This is a genomic window from Bisbaumannia pacifica (assembly GCF_007989625.1).
Lineage (GTDB): Bacteria > Pseudomonadota > Gammaproteobacteria > Pseudomonadales > Halomonadaceae > Bisbaumannia > Bisbaumannia pacifica.
The window spans coordinates 36,366-51,621 of the sequence record NZ_BJUK01000021.1; the positions used below are offsets into that span (position 1 = coordinate 36,366).

A 15,256-nucleotide genomic window follows, 5' to 3' on the forward strand; every position below is an offset into this window, starting at 1 on the left:
TGCGGCCCGGACTTAGACGGACGGCTGTTGCAGGTGCTTGAGATCGAGCAGGGCGGCGCGCCTGGCCAGGGCCTGGATGGCCTTGTCATGGGCCGCGCCCTCGAGCGGCGCCAGGGGCGTGGCATCGATCAGTGCCGCCAGGGACTCGCCGCCGACCACCAGCAGGTCGGCGGCGGCCTCGCTGGTGTCGACGTCCCAGCCAGGCAGGGCCAGGATGCCCTGCACCGGGATCTCCTCGCCGCACTCCCGGGCCAGCCAGTGGCGCAGCCAGCGCGTCGCCTGGCGGGTCTTGCGCAGCGGCCGGCGTTCGCTCCAGCCGGGGAAGCGCAGCCGCTCGCGCTCCACCGCCACCTGGGTCTGCTCCCGCCCGCGGGCATCGAAGGGGCGGGTGCGGGCCCGGGTCTCGATCACGAAGACGCCATGGGGGGTCACCGCCACATGATCGATGGTGTAGGTGTCGGCGGGCACGTCATGGAAGACATGGTAGGGGTGGGCCTCCGGCCGGATCAGTCGCTCCAGCTCCTGACCCACCGCCAGTTCACAGGCCAGCCCCAGCTTGAGGCGGCGAATGCGCTGGTAGTCGCGGATCAGCAGCAGGCAGAAGCCCAGGGCCAGCAGGGTGCAGAGGGCGCCATAGAGGGTCCATTCGAGCCAGTTCTGCTCGCTGGCGAAGAGCATCCGGCCCATGCCATAGACCAGCGGCGCCAGCACCACGATGGGCCCCAGGGCGGCATCCAGGAAGAGGCTGGCGAAGGCACGATCCAGGCGGTCGCGCAGGGCCTGGCCCGGCTCCCGCAGGGGGTGCGCATCGAAGGGAGAGTGGACCCGGGCGTCGTGCAGGCTCTTCAGGGCCACCACGATCACCGCGGTGGCCGCCAGGGGGAAGAGGAAGATCAGGGGAAGCAGGTATTCCAGCCAGGCCATCGCAACGAGTCCTTGCCCGTGATATATCAATAGGCGTTCATTCTAGTGGCCCCATCGGCCGGGAGCCACGCATCCTTGGTCGTTAGTCATGCAGCAATGCGAGTCTCCCCAGGCCTCCCTGGAGGCCCTGGCCGCCTTTATCGAGCGATACCCCCGCCTGCTGGTGGTGAGCGGCGCCGGCGTCAGTACCGAGAGCGGCATTCCCGATTACCGCGATAGCCGTGGCGAGTGGAAGCGTCCCCCGCCCATGGACCATCGCCGCTTCATGGCCAGCCATGCCGCCCGCCAGCGCTACTGGGCCCGTGCCCTGGTCGGCTTCCGGGCCCTCAGCGAGGCGCGCCCCGGCCCCGCCCATCGGGCCCTGGCCGCATTGGAGGCGCGGGGGCGCCTGAGCGGCATCATCACCCAGAACGTGGATGGCCTGCATCAACAAGCCGGCTCGCGGCGGGTCATCGATCTGCATGGACGGGCCGAGCTGGTGCGCTGCATGCGCTGCGACGGCCGGCGCATGCGCCATGACCTGCACGCCGAGCTGGAGGCGCTGAATCCACGCTGGCGCGAGCTCGGCGCGGCCATCAGCCCGGACGGTGACGCCGACCTGGAGGCGGACTTCGGCGATTTCCGGGTGCCCGCCTGCGGGCGCTGCGGCGAGGGCATCCTCAAGCCGGACGTGGTCTTCTTCGGCGACAGCGTGCCCGGCGCGCGGCTGGCCTCGGCCCTGGCGGCCATCGAGGCGGCCGAGGCCCTGCTGGTGGTGGGCTCGTCGCTGATGGTCTATTCCGGCTTTCGCCTGGTGCGCCAGGCGGCCCGCGCCGGCAAGCCGGTGGCCTGCCTCAACCGGGGGCGTACCCGGGCCGATGACCTCTATGCCCTCAAGGCGTCGCTACCCATCGGCGAGAGCCTGGCCGCCTTGGCCAGCCGTTTCTAGTCGACGGGCTCGGGTGTGGCCGTGCCGCGGGGGATGGGCCGACACTGCCTGACGGCACGCGGCTAGTCGAGGCTTTCCAGCGTCAGGGTCACCGGCTCGCCCATGCCTGGGGCGAAGGGCCGGGGTTCCGTCTGGCGATAGCGTAGTCGTCCCGCCTCGCGGATCTCCGCGTGCAGGGCCGCGTCGCCCTGGGCCAGGGAGCGAGCGTCGTAGCTCAAGCGTACCGGGATGGGGGCGCCACCCAGGCGCCGCTGGCGGGTCTCGGCGATCACCCCGCCGTCCTCGCGCTCCAGGCTGACGCGGAGTTCCGCCTCGGGGCCCAGCGTCAGGGGCGTCTGGCTGACCACCCGCGCCTCCAGGGTGCGAAACTCGGGCGTGCCGGCGCAGCCGGCCAGCAGGGCCGTCCCCAGCAGCAGTGCGGCGAGGCCCGCCTTGCGTCGAAGAGTCATAAGCGCTCCTTAGCCGCCGGCCAGCTTGACGGTATAGCCGCGGTTTTCCAGTTCCGCCTTGAGGGTGGCGCGATGGTCGCCCTGGATCTCGATCACCCCCTCCTTGACCGCGCCGCCGGTACCGCAGCGCTGCTTGAGCTGCTTGGCCAGGGTCTTGAGCTCGGCGGCGGGCAGCGGCACGCCGCTGAGGGTGGTCACCCCCTTGCCCTTGCGACCGCTGGTCTCGCGCCGGATGCGCACGACGCCGTCGAGCGCGGCCAGGCGCGCCTGCTCGGCCTGATCGGCGCACTGACAGCCGTCCAGTGGCTGGCGACAGTCGGGACAGGTCTGGCCGTGTTCGGTGGAGTAGACCAGGCCGCGGAGTTGATCCTGCAGTGAGGCCATGGGAGGCAGTCCTCGGCGTAGGGAGTGTGGCCCCATGATAAACCAGCCGCCGGCGGCCTCGATAGCGACCCGTTTATCCACAGCGGCTCGGCGAGTCTGGCGCTGTGGATAAGTCGGTCCTGCTCGCGTAGTGGCCTAATGGGCCGCGGCGGTGGGGCGCCGGCTGAGGTGCTCGATCACCGTGGGTAGCTGATGCATATTGCTGATGGCGATGGCTCCCGCCGGGGTGGTCTCCACGTCGGGGAAGCGGTTGAGGTGGATCACCGTCATGCCGGCGGCGAGGGCCGCCTTGACGCCGACGATGGCGTCGTCGATGGCCACGCAGTGGCGGGCCTCGTAGCCCATGATGGTGGCGGCATGCAGGTAGAGGCAGGGATCGGGCTTCCAGCACTGGGCCGAGTAGCCGCTGAACAGGTGGTCACCGAAGTAGTCGCTGAGGCCGGTGGCCTCGAGGCTGGCGCGAATCTTGGTCTCGGGACCGTTGGAGACCACGGCGTGGGGGATCCGGGCCAGGCTATCGAGGGCCTCGCGCACCCCGGGCAGCAGGGTCAGTTCGCTGACCAGGCGCTCCGCCAGGCGACTGCGCATGCGCGCCTCGCTGGCCTTGAGGCGTTCCGGGTCGACCTCGCCGTGGCGGCGCTGCAGTTCGCCGACGATATTCATGAAGCGGGCGCCGCGAAACTCCCCCATATAGTCCTCGGCGACGAAGGGCAGCCCCACGGCGGTCAGGCTGGTGGCCATCTCGTCCGCCAACAGGGGCTCACTATCGACTAGGGTTCCATCGCAATCGAACAACAGACAGTGGGGAGTCGTCATCGCCTCAACCTCTCGCGCTTGCGTCGCCATTGTTTCAGATATCGGCCGACCTACCCACTATTGAAGCCCATTTTCGGAATTTTGTGAACGCTGTTCATAAACCTTGTCATTTTTCCTGCCCGAATCGCCCGGCAGGCATAGAAAAGGGCGGCCCGTGGGCCGCCCTCATCGTGGAATCCCTTAGTTGATCTTGGGATCCAGCTCGCCGCTGTCGTAGCGGCCGACCATGGCTTCCAGGCTGATCGGCTTGATGCGGCTGGCGTTGCCGGCGGTGCCGAAGGCTTCGTAGCGGGCGATGCAGACATCGCGCATGGCGGAGACGGTCTCCTTGAGGAACTTGCGCGGGTCGAACTCGGCCGGGTTCTGGGCCAGGAAGCGACGCACGGCACCGGTAGAGGCCAGGCGCAGGTCGGTGTCGATATTGACCTTGCGCACGCCGTACTTGATGCCCTCGACGATCTCCTCGACCGGCACGCCGTAGGTCTCGGGGATGGCGCCGCCATACTCGTTGATCACCTCGAGCCACTCCTGGGGCACCGAGGAGGAGCCGTGCATCACCAGGTGGGTGTCGGGGATGCGGGCGTGGATCTCCTTGATGCGCTGGATGGAGAGGGTATCGCCGGTGGGCGGCTTGGTGAATTTGTAGGCGCCGTGGCTGGTGCCGATGGCGATGGCCAGGGCGTCCACCTGGGTGGCCTTGACGAAGGCGGCGGCCTCTTCCGGGTCGGTGAGCAGCTGATCCATGTCCAGCTTGCCCTCGGCGCCGATGCCGTCTTCCTCGCCGGCCATGCCGGTCTCCAGGCTACCCAGGCAGCCCAGCTCGCCTTCCACGGAGACGCCGCAGGCATGCGCCATCGCCACGGTGCGCCGGGTGACGTCGACGTTGTAGTCGTAGTCCATGGGGGTCTTGCCGTCCTCGCCCAGCGAGCCGTCCATCATCACCGAGGAGAAGCCGAGCTGGATGGAGCGCTGGCAGACCGCGGGGCTGGTGCCGTGGTCCTGGTGCATCACCACCGGGATATGCGGGAACTCTTCCACGGCGGCCAGGATCAGGTGGCGCAGGAAGGGGGCCCCGGCGTACTTGCGGGCGCCGGCGGAAGCCTGGACGATCACCGGGGAGTCGGTGGCGTCGGCGGCTTCCATGATGGCGCGCATCTGCTCGAGGTTGTTGACGTTGAAGGCCGGGATGCCATAGCCGCGCTCGGCGGCGTGGTCCAGCATCTGGCGCATGCTGATCAGTGCCATGATCTCACCTGTGTTTGGGTGGGCGGCGCCGGGCCGCCCGGGATTCGATGGGTTACTGGGCCGCGGCTTCCAGGGCCGCGACGGCCGGCAGGGTCTTGCCTTCCACGTACTCGAGGAAGGCGCCGCCGCCGGTGGAGATATAGGAGACCTTCTCGGCGATGCCGTACTTGTCGATGGCCGCCAGGGTATCGCCGCCGCCGGCGATGGAGAAGGCGCCGCTCGCGGCGATGGCCTTCGAGATCACCTCGGTGCCCTTGCCGAACTGGTCGATCTCGAAGACGCCCACCGGGCCATTCCACAGGATGGTGCCGGCGTCCTCGAGCAGCGCGCCTAGGCGGGCGGCGGTCTCGGGGCCGATATCCAGGATCATCTCGTCATCATTGACCTGGTCGACCGGCTTGACCACGGCGGTGGCGCTCTCGGAGAACTCGGTGGCCACCACCACATCGCTGGGCAGCGGGATCTCGACCTGGGCCATCAGCGCCTTGGCCTGCTCGATCAGGTCGGCCTCATGCAGCGACTTGCCGACGTTATGGCCCGCCGCGGCGATAAAGGTGTTGGCGATGCCGCCGCCGACGATCAGCTGGTCGCACTTCTCGGCGAGGGCGGTCAGCACGTCGAGCTTGGTGGAGACCTTGGAGCCGCCGACGATGGCGGTCATGGGCCGCTTGGGGGTGGCCAGGGCCTGCTCCAGGGCGCTCAGTTCCTGGGCCAGTAGCGGTCCGGCGCAGGCCTCGGGGGCGAAGCGCGCCACGCCGTGGGTAGAGGCCTGGGCGCGGTGGGCGGTGCCGAAGGCGTCCATCACGAAGAGGTCGCAGAGGGCCGCATACTGCTTGGCCAGCGCCTCGTCATCGCCCTTCTCGCCGGCATTGAAGCGCACGTTCTCCAGCAGCACCACCTCGCCATTGGCCAGATCCAGGGCCACGTCCAGGTAGTCCTTGATCAGGGTGACCCGGCGACCCAGCAGCTCGCCGAGGCGCTCGGCCACCGGCGCCAGGGAGAACTCCTCGGCGGGCTCGCCCTCGGTGGGGCGGCCCAGGTGGCTCATCAGCATCACCCTGGCGCCGGCATCCCGGGCCGCCTCGATGGTGGGCAGGGCGGCGCGCAGTCGCGCATCGCTGGTCACACGGCCATTCTTGATGGGCACGTTCAAGTCTTCGCGGATCAGCACTCGCTTTCCGGCGAGCTCCAGGTCGGTCATCTTGCGTACGTTCATCGGCACGTGTTCCTCGGTTAGGCAAGCCAGGGGTGGGTCAATCCAGGGCGGCGAGGCGCTGGGTCACGTCGAGCATGCGATTGGCGAAGCCCCATTCGTTATCGAACCAGCACAGCATCTTCACCAGGCGGCCGCCGGCCACCCGGGTCTGGGTGGCGTCCACGATACCCGAGCGCGGATCGTGGTTGAAGTCGATGGAGGCGGTGGGCTCCTCGGTATAGCCGAGCAGTCCCGCCAGGCGGCCTTGGCTGGCCTCGCGCAGCAGGGCATTGACCTCGGCGGCGCTGGTATCGCGCTCGACGCAGATGGCCAGGTCCATGGCCGAGACATTGATCGTCGGCACCCGCACGTGCAGGCACTCGAAGCGATCGGTCAGGTGCGGCATCAGGCGGTTGAGGCCGCGCGCCAGGCCGGTATCCACCGGCACGATGGACTGCATGGCCGAGCGGGTCAGACGCAGATCGGTCTGGTGGTAGGCGTCGATCACCGGCTGGTCGTTCATCGCCGAGTGGATGGTGGTGGTGACGCCGTGGGCCACGCCCAGGGCCTCGTCGAGCACGGTGAGCACCGGCACCAGGCAGTTGGTGGTGCAGGAGGCGGCGGAGACGATGCGCTGGCTCGCCGCCAGGCTCCGGTCGTTGATGCCGCAGACGATGGTGGCGTCCACGTCGCTCTCGGCGGGCTGGGAGAAGAGCAGGCGCTTGGCGCCGGCGGCCAGGTGGCGCTCGGCGGTGGCACGATCCTTGAAGCTGCCGGAGCACTCCAGCACCAGGTCGATATCGAGCTCGGCCCAGGGCAGGCGGTCCGGATCGGCCTCGGAGAGGATATGGATGGGGTGATCGTCGATCAGCAGCCGACCGCCCTCGGCCTCCACGGTGGCGGGGAAGCGCCCGTGGGTGGTGTCGTAGCGGGTCAGGTAGGCGATGGTCTCGAGGTCCGAGAGCTCGTTGATGGCCACCACCTCCAGCGGGGTACCGCCCAGCTCCTGGGCGCGCTCCACCAGGGCGCGCAGCACGCACTGGCCGATACGGCCATATCCGTTGATGGCGATGCGATAGGCCATGGCGTCGGCACTCGTTCCCGTGACTCGTTGAGAGTGGGCGATTCTAGCGCAAAAGCGCCGCCGATGCAGGCCGCCGGTGGGGCATGGCCGTAACGACAACGGGCGCCACTCGAAGGAGTGGTGCCCGTTGCTTGTTGATCGGCCTCGCCTCGGGCGGGGCCGCGTCGCTTAGCCCAGCAGCGCCTGGGCGCGCTCGACGACGTTGTCGACGGTGAAGCCGAAGTGCTTGAAGAGGTCGCCCGCCGGGGCGGACTCGCCGAAGCCGCTCATGCCGACGATATCGCCGTCCAGGCCCACGTACTTGAACCAGAAGTCGCGGTGGCCGGCCTCGATGGCCAGACGCGCGGTGACCGCCTTGGGCAGCACCGACTCGCGGTAGGCGGCGTCCTGGGCGTCGAAGGCGTCGGTGGAGGGCATGGAGACCACCCGCACCGCCTTGCCCTGCTCGCTCAGTTGGGCCGCGGCGTCCATAGCCAGGCCCACTTCGGAGCCGGTGGCGATCAGGATCAGCTCGGGGGTGCCGTCGCAGTCGCGCAGCACATAGCCGCCGCGCTGGATATTGGCCAGCTGGTGCTTGTCGCGTTCCTGGTGGGGCAGGTTCTGGCGCGATAGCACCAGCGCCGTGGGGCCGGCGTGACGCTTGACCGCGGCATCCCAGGCGGCGGCGGTCTCCACGGCATCACAGGGGCGCCAGGTGGCCAGGTTGGGGGTGGAGCGCAGGCTGGTCAGCTGCTCGATGGGCTGGTGGGTGGGCCCATCCTCGCCCAGGCCGATGGAGTCGTGGGTGAAGACGTAGACCGCCTGCTGGCCCATCAGCGCCGCCATGCGCACGGCGTTGCGCATGTACTCCATGAAGATCAGGAAGGTGGCGCCATAGGGCACGAAGCCGCCATGCAGGGCGATACCGTTCATGATGGCGCCCATGCCGAACTCGCGCACCCCGTAGTGCAGGTAGTTGCCGCCGGGGGCCTCCGGGGAGATCGCTTGGGCGCCCTTCCAGAAGGTCAGGTTGGAGGGCGCCAGGTCGGCGCTGCCGCCGAGCAGCTCGGGCAGCTGCGGGCCGAGCTCGTTGAGGCACTGGAAGGAGGCCTTGCGGCTGGCGACGGTCTCGCCCTTGGCCTGGGCGTCCTCGATCAGCTTCTCGCTGGTCAGCGCCTTGGGCAGTTCGCCCTTGAGGCGGCGCCGGAACTCGGCGGCCTCGGCGGGGAAGGCCTCGGCGTAACGGGCGAAGCGCGCCTCCCAGTCGCTCTCCAGCTGCTCGCCGCGCTGGCGGGCATCCCAGCCCTGATAGATCTCCTCGGGGACATGGAAGGGGGCGTGGGGCCAGCCCAGCTGCTCGCGGGCGGCGGCCACTTCCTCGTCGCCCAGGGGTGCGCCGTGACACTCTTCCTTGCCCTGCTTGTTGGGGGCACCGAAGCCGATGATGGTCTTGCAGATGATCAGGCTCGGCTTGTCGTCGTGAGTCTTGGCCAGCTCGATGGCGGCCTGGATCTCTTCGGGCTTGTGACCGTCGACATTGGGCACCACGTGCCAGCCATAGGCCTCGAAGCGCTTGGCGGTGTCGTCGGTGAACCAGCCTTCCACCTCGCCGTCGATGGAGATGCCGTTGTCGTCATAGAAGGCGACCAGCTTGCCGAGCTGCTGGGTGCCGGCCAGGGAGGCGACCTCGTGGGAGATGCCCTCCATCAGGCAGCCGTCGCCGAGGAAGCACCAGGTGGTGTGGTCGACGATGGTGTGGCCGGGGCGGTTGAACTGGGCGGCCAGAGTCTTCTCGGCCAGCGCCATGCCCACCGCATTGGCCAGGCCCTGGCCCAGGGGGCCGGTGGTGGTCTCGACGCCGGGGGCGTAGCCGAGCTCCGGGTGGCCGGCGGTCTTGGAGTGGAGCTGGCGGAAGTGTTGCAGCTGCTCCAGGTCCAGGTCGTAGCCGGTCAGGTGGAGCAGGGAATAGAGCAGCATGGAGCCGTGGCCGTTGGAGAGCACGAAGCGGTCGCGGTCGGCCCAGTGGGGGTTGGCCGGATTATGCTTGAGGTGATCGTTCCACAGCACCTCGGCAATATCGGCCATGCCCATGGGGGCGCCGGGGTGGCCGGACTTGGCCTTCTGGACGGCATCCATGGACAGGGCGCGAATGGCGTTGGCCAGTTCGAAACGGGACGGCATGGGGGCAGCTCCTCGCCTAGGGCAGATAGTATGCGGTGACACGGTCGGGCCTGGGGCGTGGCCGGACGTGGATCCTGGCTGGGATGCGCCGCGAAATGCGGCGGCGCGGTCGATTTTGGTCGCTTATTGTCGCCGAATGGGGCGCGGCCTTCAAATCATCTCCGGGGGCGTGCGTGGTGACACAGGATTGGCGCCATTTTTCCGGTGGCAGGCGCCCCCTTCGCTGGGCCTGGTGCCGGCGGCCGTCGTCGCTTGGCGCTCCTGCCAGGCGGTCAGGTGGCGTTGGATGGCGCCTTGCAGGGCGATGGGGTCGTTCCTTTCCAGGGCCGCCAGCATCTCGCGGTGCTCCGCCAGGCTGCGTGCTACTCCGCCGGCCTTGGGCCAGCCCGGGCCGGCGCCGCGCAGGCCCTGCTCACGCAGCCAGTTGACCTGGCGGGCCAGAGCCGCGTTTTCCGTCAGATCGGCCAGGGCGCGATGGAAGGCATGGTTGGTCATTGCCAGGGCCTCGCCGTCGAGGCTTTCCGCGGCGCGCTCGAAGTCGTGGAGTGCCCGGCGGGCCTCGGCCATCCCCGCCGGTGTCTTGCGTGCCATCATCAACGGCACCATGGCCTGCTCGATCACCAAGCGCGCCTCGGTGAGCTCGTGGCGTTCCTCCAGGCTCCAGTGGCGCACGCGATAGCCGCGGTTCGGCACGTGCTCGATGCTCTCCAGTTCCGCCAGTCGCTCCAGGGCGCCGCGCACCACGAAGCGACTCACCCCGTATTGCTCCGCCAGGGCATCCTGGCGCAGCCAGCTGCCCGCGGGAAAGCGCCCGCCGCTCATGCCCAGGCGTAGCTGCTCCTGCAGCCAGGCCAGTTCGTTGCTATGGGTCGGCTCTGTCATGAACTCCTCCGGCAATTTCCCTTGCAGATTGGCGCCAATTATATATGATCTCGCCTCGTCTTTGATAATCATTAGCAACGGGATCCGCTATGCATTCGCGCCACCGCCTTGCGCCGCTGTCACTGGCCATCCTGGCCGCCTCGTTCCTCTCTCCCGCCGCCTGGGCCGAGGGGGAGCTCACCCTCGATACCCTGGTGGTCTCCAGCGACTGGCTGGGGGCGACCCGGGCGGATCCCCGCACCACGCCGGGGGGGCGGCTCGGCCTCGATGAATCGACCCTCGAGGCCGGCGAGGTACGCCATCTCGAGGATGCCCTGGCGCGGGTGCCGGGGGTGCATGTCCAGGACGAGACCGGCACCGGCATCCTGCCCAATATCGGGGTGCGTGGCCTGTCGCCGCGGCGCAGCGAGCGAGTCCAGATCCTGGTCGATGGTATCCCCGTGGCCCTGGGGCCCTACAGTAACATCGGCGTCTCGTTGTTTCCGGTGACCCTGCCTACCCTGGAGCGAGTGGACGTAGTGCGCGGCGGGGCCGCGGTTCACTATGGCCCCAACAATGTCGGCGGCGTACTGAACTTCGTGACCCGGGGGATCCCCTACGAGCCCGAGACTCAACTGCGCGAGCGGCTGACCGTGGACGAGGCCACCGGCCATGTGCTGAGTGACAACTATCTGCGGGTCGGTGGCCAGGTCAATGAGCGGCTGGGGTTGCAGTTCCAGGCGAATCTGGTCCGCGGCGAGGGGAGCCGGGAGCACAGCGATACCGAAGTCGACAACTTCATCCTCGACGGCGAGCTGGCGCTCGGCGAGGCCCATACCCTGAGCGGCCAGCTGCAGTATTACCGGGTGGATGCCGAACTGCCGGGCGCCCTCTCCCCCGAGGCATACCAAGACGACCGTAGCGATTCCCAGCGCCCTCATGATCGCTTCGAGGCCGATACCTGGCGAGGGCACCTGACCTGGCGTTGGCAACCCAACGAGGACGTGGATTTCAGCTGGCGCCACTTCGGCCATCGCAGTGATCGCACCTTTTGGTTCGGCCAGAGCCTGGGCACCGGCTTTCACTGGGCCGATCCGGCGGCGCCCACCACCCATGTCGCCAACTCGCCGCGCCCCTTCCGGGTCTGGGCCAGTGAGCCGCGCCTGGCCCTGCGCCACGGCGATCATACCCTGATGCTGGGGGCTCGCTACCTGGAGGAGAGCGTCGATTTCGACGTCGACCGGCAAGAGTTGGCCAGTGGCACCACCAACGAGGTGCGTCGCTGGGACTTCGAGACCCGGGCCGTGGCCGCTTATATCAGCGATACCTGGCGGCTCGGCGACAGCGGCTGGACCCTGACGCCGGGGCTGCGTTACGAGCGGGCCGAGATGGACTTCGCCGATGCCCTGGGTGACGGCCAGGACGAGAATGTCGCCGAGGCCTGGTTGCCGGGCCTGACCGTCGGCTTCGAGGCCAGCGAGGCTTGGTATCTCTTCGCCACCGGACAGCGCTCTCTGACCCCGGTGCAGCTGGCCCAGGTCACCAACCCGGGCGATGTGGCCAACGAGACCGCCTGGAACTACGAGCTGGGGGGACGCTACACCGCCGGGGCCTGGCAGGCCGAGGCCACCGCTTTCGTCATCGATAACGAGGACCAGATCGTCAAGCAGCCGGATAATAGCCTCAAGAATCTCGGCCGCACCCGCTACCAGGGCCTGGAGACCCGCCTGGCCTGGGCGCCGAGCGATGCTCCCCTGAGCCTGGAGGGCACCTGGACCTGGCTCGATACCGAGCAGCGTGACGGTGAGCATGCCGGCAATGAGGTGCCCAATGCGCCGCGGCATCTGCTCAACCTTTATGCGGGCTGGGAGCAGGGCGACTGGACCCTGGGCCTGAACGGTCGCTATGTGGCCGAGAGCTTCTCCGATGCCGCCAACACCGAGGCGGAGACGCCTGACGGCAGCGCCGGTGAGCAGCCCGATTACTGGCAGCTGGATGCGAGCCTCGCCTATCGGCTCCCGGTGGCGGTCGATGCCAGCCTGACCCTGGGGGCCCATAACCTGACCGATGCCGATGCCTTCTTCCGGGGGGTGGATGTCAGCCCGGTTGGCCGGGTGCCGCTGCCCGGGCGTGCCTATAGCCTGGGGCTAGACATGACCTTCTGAGCCCGGCCGGCCTGCCTGGGAGGCTCCGGGCAGGCCGGCCCGCGATAGGGAACACATGATGTCATTGCATCTTTCTGCACGACTCAGGCCGCTGATGCGCCTGGCCCGGCGGCTGCTCGGCGCCTTGCTACTGGCCTGGGCCCCGGGCGCCTTCGCCGCCGAGGCGGTCACGGTAACCGACCTGGCCGGTCGCGAGGTCACCATTCCCCATGGCGCCGAGCGGGTGATCCTGGGGGAGGGGCGCCTGCTATACACCCTGGCGGTGCTACGCCCGGAGGATCCCTTCGCGCCCCTGGTGGGCTGGCGGGACGAGCTCAGGCGCTTCGATGGTGATGTCTGGGCGCGCCTTCGGGAACGTTTCCCCCGCGCCGAGCGACTAGCGACCTTCGGCAAGGCGGCCAACGGCGAATTCAGCCTCGAGCGCGCCCTGGCCCTGGAGCCCGACGCCATCGTCTTCGACCTGGCCGCCTGGCCGACACTCGCGGATGGCCCGGCCCTGGCGGTGCTGGAGGCGGCGGGGATTCCGGTGGTATTCGTCGACTTCCTGACCGAGCCGGATCGCCATCTGGCACCCAGCGTGCGCCTGCTGGGGCGCTTGTTCGCCGCCGAGGCTCGGGCCGAGGCCCTGCTGACGCTGCGCCGGCAGAGCCTCGCCGCGGTGGCGGCCCGGCTCCCCGAGCGGCGCCCCCGAGTACTGATCGAGACCGCGGCGGGGCTGCATCCGGACTGCTGTCGCAGCGTAGGAGACGACAACCTGGGGCGGGTGGTGCGCCTGGCCGGCGGTGACAATATCGCCGCGGAGCGCCTGCCGGGCGTGTTCGGGCGATTGCACCCCGAGTGGATCCTGGCCGAGGATCCCGAGGTCATCGTCATGACCGGCGGTGCCTGGCAGGGACTGCGCGAGACGGCCGTGCCGATGGGCTACGATACCCGTGCCGCCGAGGCCCGGGCCGCGATGACGCGGCTGATCGAGTCGCGTGAGGGCTGGCCCGAACTGGCCGCGGTGCGTGCCGGGCGCGTGCATGCACTCTGGCATCAGTTCTACAACACTCCCTTCCAGTTCGTGGCCGTACAGCGCCTGGCCAAGTGGTTGCACCCTGAGGCCATGGTCGACCTGGATCCGGAGGCCCTGTGGCGCCGCTTGCATGATGATTTCCTGCCGTGGTCGGCGGAAGGGGCCTTCTGGGCCTCGCTGAGAGAGGAGGCGCCATGAACCTGGAAGCCAGCGGTGACGCGGGGCAAGTGGCCCTGAATACCGGGTTTCATCGCCGGGAGGCCCGGCATCGTGCCTGGTTGCTGGCCGGCTTGGGCCTGTTGCTCGTGTCTTTCCTCGCCGACCTGCTGCTGGGGCCGGGCAATCACCCCCCGGGGGAGGTCTTGCGGGCCCTGTGGCAGCCGCAGCAGGCCAGCCCGCTGGTGCGCATCACCCTATGGCAGATCCGCCTGCCGACGGCGCTGCTGGCATTACTGGCCGGCGCCGGGCTGGCGGTGGCCGGCGCCCAGATGCAGACCGTACTCGATAATCCCCTGGCCGATCCCTTTACCCTGGGGCTGGCCTCGGCGGCCAGCTTCGGTGCCGCCCTGGCGGTGGTGGCCGGCATCAGCCTATTGCCCCTGGCGGGGCACCTGGCGGCGGCGGGCAATGCCTTCGTCTTCAGCCTGCTGGCGGCGGGGGCGATCCATCTGCTCGGCCGGCTGAGGGGCGTCGGACTGGATACCCTGGTACTGCTGGGGATCGCCACCATGTTCACCTTCAATGCCCTGCTGGGGCTACTGCAGTACCTGGCCTCGCCGGATGCCTTGCAACAGCTGGTGTTCTGGTCGCTGGGTAGCCTGGCGCGGCCGTCCGGCCTCAAGCTCGGCTTGATCGCCGGGGTACTGGTGGCCTGCCTGCTGTTATGTCGATGCCTGGGCTGGCAACTGAGTGCCTTGCGTCTGGGGCGCGTCTCGGCCCAGGCCATGGGCGTACGGGTGGATCGTCTGCGGTTAGGCGTGCTGGCGGCCATGGCGCTGCTGACGGCGGTGGTGGTCGCGGCGGTGGGCACCATCGGCTTCGTCGGCCTGGTGGCGCCGCATATGGCACGCCTGCTGGTGGGCGAACAGCAGCGCCACTTCCTGCCGCTCTCGGCGCTGTGCGGCGCTAGCCTGATGTGCATTGCCGACCTGGCCAGCAAGTTGGTGGTGCCGGGGCTGGTGCTACCCATCGGTATCATTACCGCCCTGGCCGGGCTGCCCGCCTTCTTCCTGCTGATTCTGCGTCGCCGGAGGTCATCTTGATATCATCCGAGGATTTGCTGGTACGGCGCGTAAGCCTGGAGGGGCGGCTGGCCATCGACGGCCCGCTGGTGGCTCCCGCCGGAGCCATTACCGTCCTGCTGGGCCCCAATGGGGCCGGCAAGTCGACCCTGCTCAGGGCGCTGGCAGGCATCGAGCCGGCCAGGGTATCGGCGAGCCTGGACGGGCGTGACCTGATGACCCTGCCCCCGGCCCAGCGCCGCGCGACCTGCTACTACTTGCCGCAACTGGGTGGCAGCCAGGCGGCGCTGAGCGTTCACGAGGCGGTGCTGCTGTCGCTGAAGACCCTGTATCCCGGGCGCGTGCGTGGCGAGGACCTGGCGCGGGTCGCGGCGACGCTGAGTGCCATGGGGCTCGAGGCCCTGGCGGAGCGGCGCCTCGCCAGCCTCTCCGGGGGACAATATCAACGGGTCGCCATCGCCCAGGCCCTGGTACGTCGCCCCCGAGTGCTGATGCTGGACGAGCCCACCAGCGCCCTGGACCTGCACCAGCAGTTGAGGGTGTTGGAATGGCTGCGTGGTGAAGCCGATGCGGGGCGCACCGTGCTGCTGGCGCTCCATGATCTCAACCTGGCGGCCCGCTTCGCCGATCGCTGCTGGTTGCTGAAGGAGGGGCGTTGCCTGGCCTCGGGGACGGTGGAGGCGTGCCTGACCCCCGAGCGGCTCGAGCCCCTGTTCGACGTGCGCCTCGCCGTGGAGGCCGGACCCGATGCGCGACCGCGCATCCAGGCGCTGGGCCTGTGAGAGCGGC

14 protein-coding genes are annotated in these 15,256 nt (G+C 69.0%); 5 read left to right on the top strand and 9 right to left on the bottom strand.

Annotated elements, in window-relative coordinates:
• Nucleotides 1-12: 12 nt before the first annotated feature.
• A complete protein-coding gene (locus HPA02_RS10375; RefSeq protein ID WP_146803120.1) occupies nt 13-924 on the bottom strand; it encodes a nuclease-related domain-containing protein in 912 nt (303 codons plus the stop codon).
• An 88-nt stretch (nt 925-1,012) separates the two neighbouring features.
• Between HPA02_RS10375 and HPA02_RS10380 the strand changes: the two genes are divergently transcribed.
• Nucleotides 1,013-1,852 (top strand): NAD-dependent protein deacetylase, encoded by an 840-nt coding sequence (locus HPA02_RS10380; protein ID WP_146803121.1) that lies wholly within the window; start codon nt 1,013-1,015, stop codon nt 1,850-1,852.
• A gap of 62 nt (nt 1,853-1,914) precedes the next feature.
• Here the strand turns inward: HPA02_RS10380 and HPA02_RS10385 are convergent, their stop codons facing one another.
• The 8 genes from HPA02_RS10385 to HPA02_RS10420 all read right to left on the bottom strand — a co-directional run bounded on the left by HPA02_RS10385 (nt 1,915) and on the right by HPA02_RS10420 (nt 10,067).
• Entirely contained in the window at nt 1,915-2,301 is a 387-nt protein-coding gene (locus HPA02_RS10385; RefSeq protein ID WP_146803122.1) for a YbaY family lipoprotein, read from the bottom strand.
• A 9-nt stretch (nt 2,302-2,310) separates the two neighbouring features.
• Nucleotides 2,311-2,685 carry a translation initiation factor Sui1 gene (locus HPA02_RS10390; RefSeq protein WP_146803123.1) on the bottom strand — a complete coding sequence of 125 codons (375 nt, stop codon included), beginning with the start codon at nt 2,683-2,685 and terminating at the stop codon, nt 2,311-2,313.
• Nucleotides 2,686-2,820: 135 nt separating this feature from the next.
• Nucleotides 2,821-3,501 carry an HAD family hydrolase gene (locus HPA02_RS10395; protein ID WP_146803124.1) on the bottom strand — a complete coding sequence of 227 codons (681 nt, stop codon included), beginning with the start codon at nt 3,499-3,501 and terminating at the stop codon, nt 2,821-2,823.
• 180 nt (nt 3,502-3,681) lie between these two features.
• Nucleotides 3,682-4,746 carry a class II fructose-bisphosphate aldolase gene (gene fba, locus HPA02_RS10400; RefSeq protein ID WP_146803125.1) on the bottom strand — a complete coding sequence of 355 codons (1,065 nt, stop codon included), beginning with the start codon at nt 4,744-4,746 and terminating at the stop codon, nt 3,682-3,684.
• Nucleotides 4,747-4,798: 52 nt separating this feature from the next.
• The gene (locus tag HPA02_RS10405; RefSeq protein WP_146803126.1) at nt 4,799-5,962 is read right to left on the bottom strand and encodes a phosphoglycerate kinase; all 1,164 of its coding nucleotides are present in this window, start codon (nt 5,960-5,962) and stop codon (nt 4,799-4,801) included.
• Between the two features lie 37 nt (nt 5,963-5,999).
• Nucleotides 6,000-7,025: a type I glyceraldehyde-3-phosphate dehydrogenase gene (locus tag HPA02_RS10410; RefSeq protein WP_146803127.1), complete on the bottom strand. Its 1,026-nt coding sequence runs from the start codon at nt 7,023-7,025 to the stop codon at nt 6,000-6,002.
• Nucleotides 7,026-7,193: 168 nt separating this feature from the next.
• The gene (gene tkt, locus HPA02_RS10415) at nt 7,194-9,185 is read right to left on the bottom strand and encodes a transketolase (RefSeq protein ID WP_146803128.1); all 1,992 of its coding nucleotides are present in this window, start codon (nt 9,183-9,185) and stop codon (nt 7,194-7,196) included.
• Nucleotides 9,186-9,335: 150 nt separating this feature from the next.
• Nucleotides 9,336-10,067: a GntR family transcriptional regulator gene (locus tag HPA02_RS10420; protein ID WP_186809969.1), complete on the bottom strand. Its 732-nt coding sequence runs from the start codon at nt 10,065-10,067 to the stop codon at nt 9,336-9,338.
• 89 nt (nt 10,068-10,156) lie between these two features.
• Between HPA02_RS10420 and HPA02_RS10425 the strand changes: the two genes are divergently transcribed.
• Genes HPA02_RS10425 through HPA02_RS10440 form a run of 4 tightly spaced genes read left to right on the top strand, consistent with a single transcriptional unit; the run spans nt 10,157 to nt 15,249 of the window.
• Complete coding sequence (locus tag HPA02_RS10425; protein WP_146803130.1) at nt 10,157-12,211, top strand: TonB-dependent receptor family protein; 2,055 nt, start codon at nt 10,157-10,159, stop codon at nt 12,209-12,211.
• Nucleotides 12,212-12,266: 55 nt separating this feature from the next.
• Nucleotides 12,267-13,424, top strand: a complete 1,158-nt coding sequence (locus HPA02_RS10430) for an ABC transporter substrate-binding protein (RefSeq protein ID WP_244945905.1) — start codon at nt 12,267-12,269, stop codon at nt 13,422-13,424.
• The gene (locus tag HPA02_RS10435; protein WP_146803131.1) at nt 13,421-14,488 is read left to right on the top strand and encodes a FecCD family ABC transporter permease; all 1,068 of its coding nucleotides are present in this window, start codon (nt 13,421-13,423) and stop codon (nt 14,486-14,488) included. The genes HPA02_RS10430 and HPA02_RS10435 overlap by 4 nt, the downstream gene beginning before the upstream one ends.
• Nucleotides 14,485-15,249, top strand: a complete 765-nt coding sequence (locus HPA02_RS10440; protein ID WP_186809970.1) for an ABC transporter ATP-binding protein — start codon at nt 14,485-14,487, stop codon at nt 15,247-15,249. The genes HPA02_RS10435 and HPA02_RS10440 overlap by 4 nt, the downstream gene beginning before the upstream one ends.
• Nucleotides 15,250-15,256 lie beyond the last annotated feature (7 nt).

Excerpts from the sequence above, each read along its gene's own strand:
- HPA02_RS10375 (WP_146803120.1), bottom strand. The coding sequence starts at position 924 with ATGGCCTGGCTGGAATACCTGCTTCCCCTGATCTTCCTCTTCCCCCTG.
- HPA02_RS10380 (WP_146803121.1), top strand. The coding sequence starts at position 1,013 with ATGCAGCAATGCGAGTCTCCCCAGGCCTCCCTGGAGGCCCTGGCCGCC.
- HPA02_RS10385 (WP_146803122.1), bottom strand. The coding sequence starts at position 2,301 with ATGACTCTTCGACGCAAGGCGGGCCTCGCCGCACTGCTGCTGGGGACG.
- HPA02_RS10390 (WP_146803123.1), bottom strand. The coding sequence starts at position 2,685 with ATGGCCTCACTGCAGGATCAACTCCGCGGCCTGGTCTACTCCACCGAA.
- HPA02_RS10395 (WP_146803124.1), bottom strand. The coding sequence starts at position 3,501 with ATGACGACTCCCCACTGTCTGTTGTTCGATTGCGATGGAACCCTAGTC.
- fba (WP_146803125.1), bottom strand. The coding sequence starts at position 4,746 with ATGGCACTGATCAGCATGCGCCAGATGCTGGACCACGCCGCCGAGCGC.
- HPA02_RS10405 (WP_146803126.1), bottom strand. The coding sequence starts at position 5,962 with ATGAACGTACGCAAGATGACCGACCTGGAGCTCGCCGGAAAGCGAGTG.
- HPA02_RS10410 (WP_146803127.1), bottom strand. The coding sequence starts at position 7,025 with ATGGCCTATCGCATCGCCATCAACGGATATGGCCGTATCGGCCAGTGC.
- tkt (WP_146803128.1), bottom strand. The coding sequence starts at position 9,185 with ATGCCGTCCCGTTTCGAACTGGCCAACGCCATTCGCGCCCTGTCCATG.
- HPA02_RS10420 (WP_186809969.1), bottom strand. The coding sequence starts at position 10,067 with ATGACAGAGCCGACCCATAGCAACGAACTGGCCTGGCTGCAGGAGCAG.
- HPA02_RS10425 (WP_146803130.1), top strand. The coding sequence starts at position 10,157 with ATGCATTCGCGCCACCGCCTTGCGCCGCTGTCACTGGCCATCCTGGCC.
- HPA02_RS10430 (WP_244945905.1), top strand. The coding sequence starts at position 12,267 with ATGATGTCATTGCATCTTTCTGCACGACTCAGGCCGCTGATGCGCCTG.
- HPA02_RS10435 (WP_146803131.1), top strand. The coding sequence starts at position 13,421 with ATGAACCTGGAAGCCAGCGGTGACGCGGGGCAAGTGGCCCTGAATACC.